This window comes from Pantoea sp. AN62 (assembly GCF_050432985.1).
GTDB lineage: Bacteria > Pseudomonadota > Gammaproteobacteria > Enterobacterales > Enterobacteriaceae > Pantoea > Pantoea brenneri.
Genome location: NZ_JBNPYB010000007.1, coordinates 153,319 through 166,493, shown reverse-complemented (window position 1 = coordinate 166,493; position 13,175 = coordinate 153,319). Strand labels below are relative to the sequence as shown.

General features: G+C 58.3%; 8 protein-coding genes. 2 read left to right on the top strand and 6 right to left on the bottom strand.

Going from position 1 to position 13,175, the window contains the following annotated elements:
- Positions 1 to 272 precede the first annotated feature (272 nt).
- Both FHW04_RS10485 and FHW04_RS10480 read left to right on the top strand, forming a co-directional pair.
- Complete coding sequence (locus FHW04_RS10485; RefSeq protein ID WP_031375067.1) at positions 273 to 1,205, top strand: sugar kinase; 933 nt, start codon at positions 273 to 275, stop codon at positions 1,203 to 1,205.
- A gap of 381 nt (positions 1,206 to 1,586) precedes the next feature.
- The gene (locus tag FHW04_RS10480; RefSeq protein ID WP_031375068.1) at positions 1,587 to 2,459 is read left to right on the top strand and encodes an alpha/beta hydrolase; all 873 of its coding nucleotides are present in this window, start codon (positions 1,587 to 1,589) and stop codon (positions 2,457 to 2,459) included.
- A gap of 4 nt (positions 2,460 to 2,463) precedes the next feature.
- On the opposite strand, the gene FHW04_RS10475 is transcribed toward FHW04_RS10480, so the two are convergent.
- The 6 genes from FHW04_RS10475 to FHW04_RS10450 form a co-directional block, all read right to left on the bottom strand.
- Positions 2,464 to 3,960 (bottom strand): M16 family metallopeptidase, encoded by a 1,497-nt coding sequence (locus tag FHW04_RS10475; RefSeq protein ID WP_089561601.1) that lies wholly within the window; start codon positions 3,958 to 3,960, stop codon positions 2,464 to 2,466.
- Positions 3,961 to 4,206: 246 nt separating this feature from the next.
- Positions 4,207 to 5,496, bottom strand: coding sequence for a dicarboxylate/amino acid:cation symporter (locus tag FHW04_RS10470; RefSeq protein ID WP_031375070.1), 1,290 nt, complete (start codon positions 5,494 to 5,496; stop codon positions 4,207 to 4,209).
- Between the two features lie 225 nt (positions 5,497 to 5,721).
- Complete coding sequence (hmsP, locus tag FHW04_RS10465; RefSeq protein WP_089561602.1) at positions 5,722 to 7,728, bottom strand: biofilm formation regulator HmsP; 2,007 nt, start codon at positions 7,726 to 7,728, stop codon at positions 5,722 to 5,724.
- 173 nt (positions 7,729 to 7,901) lie between these two features.
- A complete protein-coding gene (locus tag FHW04_RS10460) occupies positions 7,902 to 8,909 on the bottom strand; it encodes a glycosyl hydrolase family 8 (protein ID WP_089561603.1) in 1,008 nt (335 codons plus the stop codon).
- 9 nt (positions 8,910 to 8,918) lie between these two features.
- Positions 8,919 to 9,362, bottom strand: a complete 444-nt coding sequence (bcsD, locus tag FHW04_RS10455) for a cellulose biosynthesis protein BcsD (protein WP_031375073.1) — start codon at positions 9,360 to 9,362, stop codon at positions 8,919 to 8,921.
- Entirely contained in the window at positions 9,362 to 13,165 is a 3,804-nt protein-coding gene (locus FHW04_RS10450; protein ID WP_179420082.1) for a cellulose biosynthesis protein BcsC, read from the bottom strand. The genes bcsD and FHW04_RS10450 overlap by 1 nt, the downstream gene beginning before the upstream one ends.
- Positions 13,166 to 13,175 lie beyond the last annotated feature (10 nt).

The window sequence follows — 13,175 nt, the reverse complement described above, 5'->3', positions numbered from 1 at the left end:
GGTTGGTAATGAGCGCTCAAAATTGGCGACTCAGCGGCGATTATCGACCATGCCTGTGATCGCTTGATGAAATGTCCGGCCACATCAAAGCGGGGAGTTTAACAACCTTTAGCGGGACACTATCGCCAAAACAAGCCGAAAATAGCCCTCTTTATCAGCGCGATCGCCGCTATTCGTCACCTTAAGTTAAATTAAAACACCGTTTTAAAAGCATTGACGTCTGCCATACCAGACGCGAGACTAAGGCGATATTTCACTACAGGTCTAAAACCATGACGCAGAAAAAAATTGCCATTATTGGTGAATGCATGATTGAGCTGTCCGAAAAGGGTGAGAACATTAAACGCGGCTTTGGCGGCGATACGCTGAATACTGCGGTCTACCTCGCTCGCCAGGTGAATCAGGATCAGCTTCGGGTCGATTACGTTACTGCACTCGGCGTCGACTCCTTCAGCGATCAGATGATCGCCGCCTGGCAGCAGGAGAAGGTCAATACCGATCTGATCCAGCGCCTCGACAACAAGATGCCCGGCCTGTATGTGATTGAAACCGATGCTGAAGGCGAGCGCACCTTCTGGTACTGGCGCAGCGATGCCGCAGCCCGTTACTGGCTCGACAGCCCTCAGTCAGAGGCGATCTGTCAGCAGCTGGCGCACTACGACTATCTCTACCTGAGCGGCATCAGCCTGGCGATTCTGGCCCCGGCCAGCCGCGATAAGCTGATGCAGTTGCTGGACCGCTGTCGGGCCAATGGCGGTAAGGTGATTTTTGATAATAACTATCGTCCGCGCTTATGGGCGGATCAGGCCAGTGCGCAGGCGGCTTACCGCGCCATGCTTAACCGCACCGATATCGCTTTTCTGACGCTGGATGATGAGCATCTGCTGTGGGGCGAACAGCCGCTGGAGGCGGTGATTGCCCGCACTCGCCAGGCGGGAGCCAGTGAAATTGTGATTAAACGCGGCGCAGAATCGTGCCTGGTCGCCGTGGGTGATGCCCCCCTGACGGATGTCCCGGCGGTGCGTCTGGCGAAGGAGAAGGTGATTGATACCACGGCCGCCGGCGACTCGTTCAGTGCCGGTTATCTGGCCCGCCGCCTGACCGGCGCTTCAGCCGAAGCCGCTGCGCAGCGGGGCCATCTCACCGCCAGCACCGTGATTCAGCATCGTGGCGCAATTATTCCCGCTGAGGCGATGCCCGACTAAACGGCTCCGGCGAGGGCGTATCAGTACCGCCCGTAGCCTGCCCGACCCATTATTGCCTCTTAACAGCCCGCAGCGAAATATCCGGTAAATTCCGGCTAACAAAGCGGGCTATACCGGACATTTACCTTAAGCGGATAAATCGTCATTAATCGCCTATCCTGCCGCCTTAACGCCTCCAGAACGACTTATAAATTCTTGTTTAAAATTAGCCGCTTACTGGAAAAAAATCGCCACCAGGCATAGTCCGAATCTGGTCATTTTTACCGTTTTCGGATGGACGTCCGGCTGAAAAAAGACCATCTTTTAATCAACAACAGCAGGACGCTGTGCTCTCCGGCCGCGAACAAAACAATTAAAACATCCCTCGCATCAGGACATGTTATGCACACAGAAATTATTAATATCTGGCCGCACGGTGATGCGCCAGGCGCCAGCGATTCGCGCGCGCAGCCGCAAATTATCGATATGGCCAAACAGTATGAGCCTTACGATCGCGCCGCCACCGGCGTACGTTGCCCGGAAATGGCGATCTGGCATCCGGTGGAGTCGAACGGTATTACCCTGCTGGTCGCGCCGGGCGGTGGCTATCATCGCGTGATGATCGATCGTGAAGGGAGCGCGCTCGCCACTTTCTTTACCTCGATGGGCTACACCCTGGCGGTAATGACCTATCGGCTGCCTTATGATGGCCATCATGAGGGGCCGGACGCGCCGCTGGCCGATGCGCAGCGGGCAGTACGGGTGTTGCGTGAACGTGCGCAGCGCGGCCTGAACGGCAAATACATCGTGATGATGGGCTTTTCAGCCGGCGGACACGTCGCCGCCAGCCTGGGTACCCGCTTTGCCGAAAAGCTCTATCCGGTACAGGATGGCGCAGAAAACTTCTCGCCGCGTCCCGATGCGATGGTGCTGGTCTACCCGGTGATCAGCATGCGTGACGGCATTGCTCATGAAGGTTCACGTACCCGATTGCTCGGCGCATGGCCCGATCAAAAAACGATTGAGGCCTATTCACTGGAAACCCGGGTTCACCCGCTGGTGCCGCCAACCCTGCTGATTCACGCCGCCGACGACGAATCGGTGTCGGTGAACCACAGCATGGCGTTTTTCGGCGCATTACGGGAGCACAACGTCCCGGCAGAGGTGCATTTCTATCAGAAGGGTGGCCACGGATTCGGTATCCGTGGCGTGGCAGATTTGCCCCTTGCCAGCTGGCCGATGCTGGTGACCGAGTGGCTCAGGGCAAAAACCTGAGGAATTACGCGGCGGGCGGCTGAATGTCGCTGACGCTGTTATCCGGCTGGCTGGCATCGTTGCCGGCCGCCGGTGCCGCAGGCGGCGCCATCACCTTCTCCCAGCTGCTCTGCAGGCTTTTCACGTTGGTTTCGGCTTCCCCTTCCGGCTGAATCAGCACCATCATCAGTTCCTGGCTAAGCTGCTGACGCAGTTCCTGATTCAGCTGCTCGCGGGTCAGACCGGCGAGGAACGTCTGCCGCAGTTTCTGATACTGCTCCGGGGCGATATCCACCACCGAGTTCTGCTGTGAACGCAGACGCTGGCTCATCAGCACATCGGTATCGGTGCGGGCGTAGGTGGTGAACAGCTTGTTCAGCTCCAGCAGTTTCTGCGCCATCAGCGCATCAAACTCCTCCTGCGGTAAGCCTTTATCACGCACCGTCGCCAGTTCGCGCGCCACCAGCGTCATGTTCTGCGCCAGCGATTCATTGCGCGCATCCAGGTTGATGGAGCATTGCGCACGCTGATAGAGCACACGACAGTCAAAACCAACCTGTACGCCCTGCGCTTTGCTGTCGCTTAGCGCACGCTGGACGTGCCAGAACAGCGCTTCACGCGCCAGATCGCCTTGCCAGTAACGTTGCAGGTTCTGGGAATCACGGATCGGTTGCCACGGCGTATCCCACACCAGCGACAGACGATCCTGAGTCATTTTGCCGTTGACCAGATTCACCGGCTCATGCGGCAGCGGTGATAAAGTCGGCAGCGGCGCAGGCGTTTCACGTTTGCCGGTTAACGGCGAAAACGCTTTATTGATCTGCTCGGAGAGGCTACGGCTATCAACATTACCTACCACATACAGCGTCATCGCGTCAGGCGTATACCACTGACGGTAAAAATCATTCAGCTGGGTTAAATCGACCGGCGCGCGCGGTTGTGCCGCGGGATCGTGCGCCAGCAGGGCCGAGCCTTTCAGCCGATAACGCCACCAGACATCCTGGGTATCTTTCGGCCAGGTCGCAACCGGATCGGACGCGGTCAGCGCGGTATTCACCACCTGCTCGGTAATCGCCATATTGCCGGCGGTAGCCGCCAGCCAGCTCAGCGCTTCTTTCAGCAGTTCAGGGCGATTGTTCGGCAGGCTGAGGTTGTATTGGGTGAAATCATAAGAGGCGATGACAGGTGGCAGCGGGTGCTGGGGATCCATGGCCTGTTGCCACAAAGCGCGCTGCTGGTTGGTGTCGAGCGCGGTGTTATGCACCATCGCCAGACGTGGCAGCAAATGGCTGAAGCCCGCCTGTTGCGCACTTTCGACCAGCGAGCCAGTATTCACCACCATGCGCAGTTCGATGCGGTCACTGGGACGTTGCGGTGTGGCCAGTAACTGCCAGTTAAATCCGTTATCCAGCTTGCCTTCCTGCCAGGCCGGATCCGGTTGCAGCGTTTCTGCCTGGAGACCATAGCTGGTCGCTGCCAGCACTAATCCACCAACCAAAAGCCGAATTCTGGTGCCCTGCATGTGAACCCCTACTCAAATAATTCAAATATCGTTATCGCTGGCACGTTTTGCCGCTGTTATTAGCGAATCGGCTGGCGCCGAATCGCGCTGTTATCCAATAACAGAGTGTTTGACCACAGGAAGCTCAGGATGTCGCGCAACGAAGTGAAAAACGTCAAAAAAAACAAGTAGAGTTTATTATCCAAATGCCCGCTGTCAGGGCAAGTGACAGCGGGCATTTGTCGGGATTTAAGTGCAAATCAATGATTAAAGTGTGGGATCAGCTGCTTTTTTCGCCTTATTCCCACCGGCCAGCGTCTCTTTCAGCTGTTTTTGATCCAGCTGGTCGACCCACTTCGCCACCACCACGGTCGCCACGCCGTTACCCACCAGGTTGGTGAGCGCACGGGCTTCGGACATAAAGCGGTCGATACCCAGGATCAGCGCCAGACCGGCTACCGGCAGATGGCCGACCGCTGAAAGTGTCGCCGCCAGCACGATGAATCCGCTACCGGTCACCCCGGCGGCCCCTTTCGACGAGAGCAACAGCACCACCAGCAGCGTGATCTGATGGAAGATGTCCATGTGCGCGTTAGTGGCCTGGGCGATAAACACCGCCGCCATGGTCAGGTAGATCGACGTGCCATCCAGGTTGAAGGAGTAGCCGGTCGGTATCACCAGGCCCACCACCGATTTCTTGCAGCCCAGTCGCTCCATCTTATCCAGCATACGCGGCAGCGCCGACTCCGAAGAGGAGGTCCCCAGCACGATTAACAGCTCTTCTTTGATGTAAGCAATAAATTTGAAGATGCTGAAACCGGCAAACAGCCGCGCAATCAGTCCCAGCACCACCACCACGAACAGGATACAGGTGATATAGAAGCAGATAATCAGCTGGCCGAGCTGCACCAGCGAGCCAACGCCATACTTACCGATGGTGAACGCCATCGCGCCGAATGCGCCGATCGGAGCCAGACGCATGATCATGTTGATAATCCCGAAGATCACGTTCGAGAAGCTCTCAATCACGTTGAAAATCAACGTGCCGGTATTACCGAGGCGATGCAGCGCGAAACCAAACAGAATGGCGAACAGCAGTACCTGCAGAATGTTGCCGCTGGCGAAGGCGCCGATGACGCTGTTAGGGATCACATCCAGCAGGAACGCAACGACTCCCTGCTGCTCCGCCTGCTGCGCGTAAACCGCCACCGCTTTGGCATCCAGCGTGGCCGGGTCGACGTTCATTCCGGCTCCCGGCTGCACCACATTGACCACCACCAGACCGATGATCAGCGCAATAGTACTGACAATTTCAAAATAGAGCAGCGCCACCGCGCCGGTGCGGCCAACCGCCTTCATGCTCTCCATACCGGCAATGCCGGTCACCACGGTACAGAAAATAACCGGGGCGATAATCATCTTGATCAACTTAACGAAGCCATCTCCCAACGGCTTCATCTGGGTCCCTAATTCCGGATAAAAATGGCCTATCAAAACGCCGATGCCAATCGCCATCAGCACCTGGAAATAAAGGCTTTTAAAAAGTGAGGTTTTCATAAACAGGTGTCCACTAACGCCGTGAGGTGATGTTGTCGGATTCGTTATTGTGACTGACGGGCAACACGGGCGGCGCCTGACAGTAACCCGAAAATAACACTCTGTTTACGTGATTAATACAGGCTTACAAAGCAGGGGGAAATGATACAGACGTAATTCTGAACTGAAACGCTTCAGCATAGGGTTTTGTAACTAAAATTCTCGCAAAATCAATGAATCAGGTAATTATTCCGGCAGTGAGCGGTTTTCAATCCATGCCTGATTGAAGCGCGCCAGCGGCAAGGCTTCAGCATAAAGATACCCTTGCCCGATATGGATGCCGCGCGCCAGCAGCCAGTCGCGCTGCTCGGCGGTTTCGACGCCTTCAGCAACCACATCCAGATGGATGATCTCGGCTATTGCCGCCACGATGCGCACCATGGTGTCATCATCCGGCAGCGCCGCGACGAAGCTGCGATCCATCTTCAGCTTATTGACCGGCAACGCTTTGAGCTGATGCAGAGAGTTCAGGTTGGAGTAGCCCATGCCGAAGTCATCCAGCGCGACCGCCACGCCGGTCTGCTGCAAGGTCCGCAGCAGCGAGATGGCCTGGCCGGTATCCCCGATATGGGCAGTTTCCGTCACTTCCAGCACGAAGGTGCCTGGCGCAATCTGATGGCGCTTCAGCAGCGCCTGCAGATGGCTCACCATCGCGCTATCACGCAGCTGGACCGCAGAGATATTCACGCTCAGCGGCAGCATAATGCCCTGTCGCTGCCAGCCGGCCAGAATGCGGCACGCCTCTTCAAACACCCAGCGGCCAATCGCGCTAATTACCCCAATCTCTTCAGCGCTGGCGATAAACTCCTCGGTCAGACCGAAACTGCCGTCCGGCTGACGCATTCGCAGTAGCGCTTCCGCCCCAGCCAGTTCGCCGGTGCGCATATCAATCTGTGGTTGCAGGTAGAGGGCAAACTGATCGTCATGCAGCCCCTGCAAAATGTCGTGCTCCTGGGTCAGGCGTTTTTGCGCCCGCTCGGTTAAGGCCGCATCGAAGAACAGAATCTGGTTCTTACCCTGATGGCGCGCCGACATCATGGCGGAAGTGGCGCGATCCAGCAGCTCATTGGCACTCAGCGGTTGATCGTCGCGCAGCGCCAGGCCGATGCTGGCGTTCGGTCGCAGCTGCAGCTGATGCAGATTAACCGGCTGGTTGAGGCGAATCATCAGATTACGCGCCAGCCGCAGCGCGCGGAATGGATTACTGGCGCGCTTCATCAACAGCACGAAGTCGCTGGGACCGGTTTGCGCCAGCAGGGTGTGGTCATCCAGGGTACTGCGGATTTTCTCGACCAGCGTCAGCATCAGGGTGTCGCGCTGCTCATCACTCAACACGCCATTGGCTTCCTGCAGGGTCTCAATGCGGATCACCATCAGGCCGAGTGGCTGGTCAGGATTGCACATGTACTGCTCGACCAGCGCCAGAAACAGCGCCCGGTTGGGCAGATCGGTGACGTCAAAATGGGTGGTCAGCCGGCTCATCTCATCATGCACTGACTCGAGCACCTGCTGATTACGGTTGTAACTGCGGATCAGCATGCCGATCTCATCGTCACGGTGGCTCGGCGGCAGCGTCAGTTTGTGGGTCAGAATCGACTGCGGCGGCAGCTCCTGCAGTTCACGCGAGATATTACGCAGCGGATGGACCACCAGCCGGTTAATGCACCAGCTGATCGCCACCGACAGAATCAGCGCCAGCAGCAGATAGGTGGTGATCATGGTCGACAGCGTACTGAGGATAAACTGGTAGACCCGCGTCGAGTTGGCCTGCAGCACCAGATAGGCCAGCGGTTTAGGCAGCCCGGTGTTTTCAACCGAGTAGAGCGGCAGGGTAATCTGCACCGGCAACTCAAACAGGCGTGCCACCAGTCGCGGCACCGGCTTCTCATTTTCGAAGTCAGCATGCAGCGCCTGGAACGCGTTGGGCAGCACCACGTCGGCACGCGATAAAATCCCGGCGGGTTTCAGCGAGTGGAGAATGCGTTCGGCCTGCGGAATGTCCGCTCTCAGCACCGCTTCTGACAGCGGCTGCCGGACGGTATGCGCGATATTCTCCATCTGCTGGGCGTAGTCAATCCTGCGCTGCTGCACAAAATGAAACAGTTGGATGACGATAAAGATACTGATGGTGATAACCGCAACCAGCGAAACCGTCGCCATCTGCTTTATCGTAAGTGACCGGCTTACCCGCAAAAATTCTCTCCCGACTATAAAAAAGCTCAGATATCAGACAGGAAAATGTCCGGCAAGTATATCCCAACGTTGGTTTTTTTTGTTGGCAATAGCGCCACAGCGGAGAGATTCGGATTCTCTACCCGATAAGGGCGATTTTTTCCGCACTTATCGGGCAGGCAATAGCAGTCGCGTTACCGTTTTTCCTGAAACGCCATCCAGGTCAGCAGTTGCAGGCTGGCCGAAAAATAGTTCTGATCCGCTGCCAGCCGGTCGCTCAGATAGCCGGTCTCATTCAGCGTCAGGTCGCGCACCGCCAGCAGACCGCCTTCAAGATGGTAGGGCGCGGGAGTATTGGCCAGGACATCAAACCAGGCCGGCGTCATCATCCGGCTATAGCCCTGCCAGACCTGCTGGAACGGCACCAGCGCCAGGCTGTGCGGATCGTACCACCAGATATTGAGCGGCACGCGAATCGCATCGTAGCTGAAGCGGCTGGAATAGCCGATGGCCGGGGCAACCGAACCGTCGGCATTCAGCGCCACCCAATCCAGCGGCAGACCACTGTTACCGAAATGCAGTTTACCGAGCAGCTCAAAACCATCGTCAATCAGTTGATTCCACACCTGCAGATGGCTGTGTTCACCGAACTCCCGCCACGCCTGGAACAGGAAGTAAGAGGGGTTCAGCACCACGTAGCTGCTTTTATTGAAGCCCTGTGCGCCAGGCAACAGCACGGTATGGCCGCCAAAGGTCACCACATCCAGCTTAATAATCGCCCGCTGAATACGATCAGACGCCTGCTGATAACTCTCCACCTGCCATTTCTGCGCGGCGCGCTGTAACGCCCAGGCCAGCAGCACATCGCCATCAGCGGCGTTATTTTTATCCGCAACCGGGTTTGCCGTGCCTGGCGTATAGCGCCAGTAAAACAGATCGGTCTGTGGATTCCCTAACTGGCTGCGCGTCCACTGCCATAGCCGATCAAAGGTGACGCGATCGTCATTCGCCACCGCCAGCAGCATGCCGTAGCCCTGCCCTTCGGTATGGCTGACATTGTTATTCGCGGTGTCGATGACCCGCCCTTCTGACGTGACAAAGCGACTTTTAAAACTGTCCCAGCCGCTGGCTGCGGCTTGCGCGCTGCCGAGTAACAGCCAGATACAGCAGATCCATCCCAGCCACTGTGGCTTAACGTTCATTCACCCGTCCTATTGATATCGATAATACAGCGTACTGCCATCATTCAGTTCAGGCGTTACCGGCACCGCACTGCTGCCGCCCTGGGCCTGCAGCCAGCCCGAGAACAGCCCCGCCGCGACTGCGCCAAACGCCGCCTGCCAGTCAGCAGCCGTATGGATATTATCACCTGCCGGTAAGGCGTGATGGCTGATCAACAGCGCCTTCTCTTCCGGCTGCAGCTGCACAAATCCCCAGTTAAAACGCGCCAGTTGCAGATTCATTTCCCGCTCCAGATCCTGCACCGTGCGTGCTTCAGACAACGGATAGCGGGTCGCCAGCGATTCGCCCATGTTGTAGAGGAATGCTTCGGCCTGCTGCTGGCCGCCGTTGGCGACCATGCCCTCAATCAGTACGCTGACCAGATCAAACCAGCCGGGTGGATGCGGATGCGACACGCCAGAATGCTCATTCATTATTTATCTCCAAACAGATAACGGACATAAAGCTGCGCGCTGCTTTCGTTGTAATCACCAAAGGTGTCGTAACCCAGCTGACCGCCAATCGTCACCTCTTTATTGAGTTTGTAATCGGCTCCCGCGTGCAGGTTATAACCGATACCGTTTTTACTGCCGCCGGAGTAGTACGCGCTTTTCACGCTACCGTCGGCAGCCAGCGCTTCCAGCTGTGACTGCAGGCTGGCATCGTCCGGGAAGTAAGCACTCTTGTCCTGACTGTAGGACTGATAGCCGACCGAGCCGCCCAGCTTCACCTTCAGATCGTCATACTGACGTGAGAAGTCGATCGGGAATGACACGGAAGCGTAGTTTTGCGGACTGAAGTAGCCGCCCTGGCCATAACTGAAATAGCTGAGGTTTTTCGAGAAGTCCATCCACGACAGGCTCATCCCCAGTTTCAGCTCCCGGTCGTCGGCATGGTAAGGACGCACATAAGCGCCGGCGGTCGCCTGCAGATTGTTGTTACTGGCGACATTCTCGCCGAGGTAGCTGTAAGCGCCCGCGCCAGCGTAGAAACCGGCATCGCCATTGTCATAACTCAGTAAGGCATTGCCGCCGTTTTTGGTGACGCGACCCCATCGCTTGCCGCTGGTCTTGTCCTCTGCGCCAACATATGACAGCAGACTGTCGGTGATGGCGCGACGTTCGCCAGTCAGGATCAGCGTCAGGAAGTCGGTAAGCTTCGGCGACCACTGCACCCCACCCACCAGCGTACTGAGATCCTGACCCAGCGGCGTACTGCCGAGATCGACTTTGTAACTGTCGCCCTTCAGCGCCAGATTCAGCTCCACGCCCGAGGCGGTTTGTGAATCGGTTGTGGCGTTCGGCACGTCATTCAGGGTTGCCCCGCCTGCGGCGACCACCTGGCCCTGGGTTAAGGCGTTGGTGCCAAAACGTCGCCATGCATCGCCCGCGGCGCTGCCGGCCGTCAGCGACACCGGCGTCATGGTGAAGTCAAAGCGCGACTCACCAAACGGTACGGTAGAGAAGGTCAGCGGCGCTTTGGCTTCGGTCAGCTTGCTCAGTCCCGATTCGCCATCACGACCGCGCACCTGCACCATTCCCTGACTCCAGCTGGCCGTTTTTTCCTGCAGCGAATCCATCATGCTGTCAATCTGACGCAGGGTCTGCGATGAGGCAGATACCGTCGCATCGCCTTCTGGCTGCTCAGAGCGGGCAGACGTGGTGGCAGGCGCAACCTGCCAGGGCAGCACGGTGCCGTAGCGGGAAGCTGAACGCCCGACCGGCGACGTGTTGCGATTGATAAACGGATTATCCGCCAGCGCCAGCCCGCCCACGGTCGGCATACTGCCCGGCTGCGCGCCCTGCAGGCCAATCAGCTGTCCGCGTGCCGAACGCAGATAGCGCATCGCTTCGCTATGCTCGCCATTCGCTTCCGCCACCCGCGCCAGCAGCAGCAGGCGATCCGGCGTCTGGGTGGCGGTGTTCAGGCCGCGCGTCAGCGTGTTGGCGCGCTGCACATTGTTCTGCGCCAGCGCGACGTTAATCGCCCCGACGCGCGCATCCTGAGTCGGCGTGTCCTGCGTCATCAGGTAGTCGTATACCACGCCCGCGTCCCGGTTCATCTTACCGTCCTGATAGAGACGCGCCATGGCGAACATCAAATCGCGATTCTGTGGATCCTGCTGTAACGCACCGATCAACTTATCGTAGGCCGCTGCGTACTGCCGCTGCTGCCGCAGGCGGTCAACTTCATTAATCAGATACCCGTTACGTATCGCCGCCAGCTGCGTCGGCGTGCTGCGCGCCTGCAGTTCCGGGCTGCTGAGGAAGCGCTGCGCTTCGGCGCTCAGCCCGGCCTGGTTCAGGACCGCCATCTGCGCTGCGTAATCACCGGCATTACCCTGTACATCGCGCTGCATATTGGTGCGCACCACCGAAACGGCGGTGGTGAGATCGCCAGCCTGCGCCAGCTTCTGCGCCAGATTACCGGCATCAGCCGGGTTGGCGGGCGGGTTCACCGCTAACGCTTTCAGGGTGTTAGCGGCGGCGGCATTGGCACCCTGAGACAGATACTGGTCAGCGGTGCTCATCTGCAGATTAAAATTGACCCGCTGCGCCAGAGCGCGCATCTCTCGCGTTTGGGCAGACGGCGGAATGCGCGATAGCAGCACGCTGGCCTGCTGCCAGCCACCGCTTTCGCTGGCGTTGAGTGCGCCAGCATAAAGTTCACTGTTGCTGGCACCGCTGCGCATCACCGGCTGCATTACATTAGCGGCCTGTAAAGGTTCACCCTGCTGTCGGTAGAGACGGGCCAGATCAAGCCGCAGCCAGCCATCGGCTGGATAACGCTGGACTCCCTGCTGCAACGTCGCGATGGCCGCTGCGTTGTTGCCGGCGGCCAGCTGACGCTTCGCCTGCTGACGCAGCGTATCGGCACCGTTTGCCTGCGGCGTCACGCTCTGACGAACGCTGGCTGGCAGCGAGCCCAGCAGGGTATTGGCTTCAGCACTGCGATTCTGCTGACGCAGCACGTAGAACAACCCCTCTTTGGCGCTGCGGTTATTGGCATCGCTCTGCAGAACAGATCGGTAGGTCTGCTCCGCCTGATCGAGCTGGTTACTGCGCCGCTGCACGTCAGCGCGGAACAGGCGGGCAGCAATGCCTTTCTCGCCTTCAGCCTGCGCCAGCGGTTCGCTTAATGCCAGCGCCTGTGCACTGTTGCCGCTTTTCAGCGCCTGCTGCGCATTGGCCAGCTGCGCATAAAAACGGGCATCGTCGGCCTGCTGCTGACGGGCCGACCCCTGATCGCCTCCCAGCTGCGCGGCGCGTTGCAGATAGTCTGCGGCTTCCTGATAACGACCGGCGCGCTGAGCGACATAGCCCATACCCGCCAGCGCATCGGCGTCCTGCGGATTGGCGCTCAGCACTTTTTCGAAGCTGGTCTGCGCACCGCCCACGTCACCGCTGTTGAGCGCACTGAAACCGGCACCTTTCTCAGCGCCCCCGACGTTTTTACGGTAATAGTCGATTACCGCGGCATCCTGTGGATGACGCTGTTGCCAGGTCTGATACAACGCGGCATCGGTGGGCTGCGGACCGAGCCACAGCAGCGCCTGCCGCAGCGAGCGGTCGGCCTCCTGATTCCCACTCGCCAGCGCGGACAGCACCTCAATCCCTTCGCGACGGGTCGACTCCTGATACGTCAGCGCTTTACCCAGCGCCAGCTGCGCGCCGGTATCCTGCGGGTGCTGCGCGGCAAACTGCCGCAACGCCTCTACCGCCTGTGGCAGCAGAGTACGGTCACCGGCCATCGTCAGATAATATTCAGCAGCAACGCTGGCTGGCGGCTCATTGCCGCTAAAGGTATTACGCCAGGTCTGCAGAGCGGCAGCAATGTTGCCGCTGCGCGCCTGCTGACGCGCCAGTGACAGCTGCGCCTGCGGAATCGTCTGTAGCTGACGGGCATTGTCCAGCTCGCTCAGGTGTGGATCGTTGGGTGATACTTTGCTCAGACGCTGGCGGTACTGCGCTGCGGCGGCATTATCACCGCCCTGCTGCGCATAAAGCGCCAGTAAATAGAGCGCCTGCGGGTTGTTGGGCTCCACCATCAACACCTTCTGCAGCGAGGATTTCGCCAGATCGTCATGCGCTTTCTGATGCCAGTAAGCCGCCTGATCGAACAGCGCCTGCAACGCCGGATTGGCGCTTTCAGCCGCCAGCAGCGACGGTGAAAACGCCAGCAGGCCGCCCAGCAATAACGCATGATGAACACCGGCACTTATCAGATTTTTTTTCATTCTTGTTATC